Source organism: Asaia sp. W19, from assembly GCF_003994335.1.
Classification (GTDB): Bacteria; Pseudomonadota; Alphaproteobacteria; order Acetobacterales; family Acetobacteraceae; genus Asaia.
The window spans coordinates 1-1,671 of sequence record NZ_PNQZ01000084.1; the positions used below are offsets into that span (position 1 = coordinate 1).

Below are 1,671 nucleotides of genomic sequence, written 5' to 3' on the forward strand. Positions count from 1 at the left end.
CGGAGACCCCCCAACCCCCCGCCACTCTGAAGTTCCTGCCCGGTCGTGCTGTGACCGGTCATCGCGGGACCGCCGACTTCGCTGACCCGAAAGCTGCCGAGGGGCGGTCACCGCTTGCCAGCGCGCTCTTCGACGTCGAGGGCGTCTGCGGTGTGTTTCTCGGCGGTGACTTCATCTCCGTCACCAAGACTGACGAGTTCAGCTGGAATACGCTCAAGCCGGTCCTGCTCACGGCAATCACGGCACATTTCGAGTCAGGCGCAGCCTGTCTCGATTCCGTGGCGCAGACGCAGGAAGAGGCGATCGCCCCTGAAGACGAGGCTGTAGTCGCCCAGATTCGCGAGTTGCTGGACACGCGCGTCCGTCCTGCCGTTGCAGGCGACGGGGGGGATATCGTATTCAGAGGCTATCGCGACGGCATCGTGCGGCTGACCATGCAGGGAGCCTGTGCCGGATGCCCGTCATCGCGCGCTACGCTCAAGCATGGCGTCGAGAACATGCTGCGCCACTATGTTCCCGAAGTGGTTGCCGTCGAACAGGTTGAGGATTGAGAGTTTGAGCGAGAGTCATCCAGAGCCCCGTCTCCAGACGTCACTGGATGCATTGTCGCTCGATCAACTGTTTCGCGAGGCGAGAACGCCCCGGAGCTGGTCCGATCAGCCCGTCGGGCGTGAAATGCTTGTCGCGCTTTACGACTTGCTCAAACTCGGTCCGACCTCCGGCAATTGCTGTCCGGCTCGCCTCGTTTTCCTCACGGCAGATGACATGAAAGAGCGCCTGCGTCCTGCTCTGTCGCCGGGCAATGTCGAGTCCTGTCTCTCGGCGCCGGTAGTCGTCCTCGTATGCCACGACCCGCTGTTTTTCGAACATCTCCCCCGGCTGAACAGGGAAGAGGGACTGCGCAACTGGTTTGCCGCCGATGTCGGCCTGTCCGAGGAAACCGCAATGCGTAATGGCTCCCTTCAGGGGGGCTATCTCATTTTGGCCGCCCGTGCGCTCGGTCTGGCGGTTGCGCCCTATTCCGGCTTCGACGCCTATTCAGTTGAGGATGTTTTCCTCAACGACACCGGTTGGCGTGTAAATTTCATCGCGGGCCTCGGTTATCCTGGGCCCGAGAAAGCGCCTGAGCGGGCGATGCGTCTCGGATTTGACGAAGCCTGCCTGGTGCTCTGATGCCTGGCTCCGGGTCGCTCCGATGCCTCGTTCTCAATGGTGCCACTCTGGGCGCGGGGGCCAGCGGGGATATTGCACTCTTCGACGGTGCGTTCTGTGTCGCTCATGAGCGCCTTGAGGGGTTGGGAGCGACAGCTTTCCTGGCTGCTATCTGTCGGAATATGCTGCGCGCCGCCGCCTGGCTCTCCGGTCCTGATCTCATCGTGGCGGTCACCGGGCCAGGCTCGTTTACAGGATTACGGGCAAGCCTCGCATTTGCAAACGGGCTGTCCGCCGGATACGGCGCGCGGCTGCGCGGTGTCACGACTGGACAATGCTACAGGGCCAGACCGGAATGGGCGCAGGCGGTATGCGTGACCCATGCGCGTCGCAATCGCATTTTCGCCGAGTTTTCCGATGGGCGGTTCTGGGCTGGACCACCTGACAGCCTTGATCTACCAGACGAGACGCACGTGATCGGTAATGGCGTGGCGTCGCTTTCCGGCGCAGCATTGCGGC

3 protein-coding genes are annotated in these 1,671 nt (G+C 62.5%); all 3 read left to right on the top strand.

The annotated features are described in order from the left end of the window. Positions 1–26: 26 nt before the first annotated feature. Entirely contained in the window at positions 27–551 is a 525-nt protein-coding gene (locus tag C0V97_RS16270; protein ID WP_233582229.1) for a NifU family protein, read from the top strand. A 43-nt stretch (positions 552–594) separates the two neighbouring features. After that, entirely contained in the window at positions 595–1,173 is a 579-nt protein-coding gene (locus tag C0V97_RS16275) for a malonic semialdehyde reductase (protein WP_370265714.1), read from the top strand. Next, on the top strand, positions 1,173–1,671 hold a 499-nt coding region (locus C0V97_RS16280; protein ID WP_127103599.1), incomplete at its 3' end, for a tRNA (adenosine(37)-N6)-threonylcarbamoyltransferase complex dimerization subunit type 1 TsaB. The genes C0V97_RS16275 and C0V97_RS16280, both read left to right, overlap by 1 nt.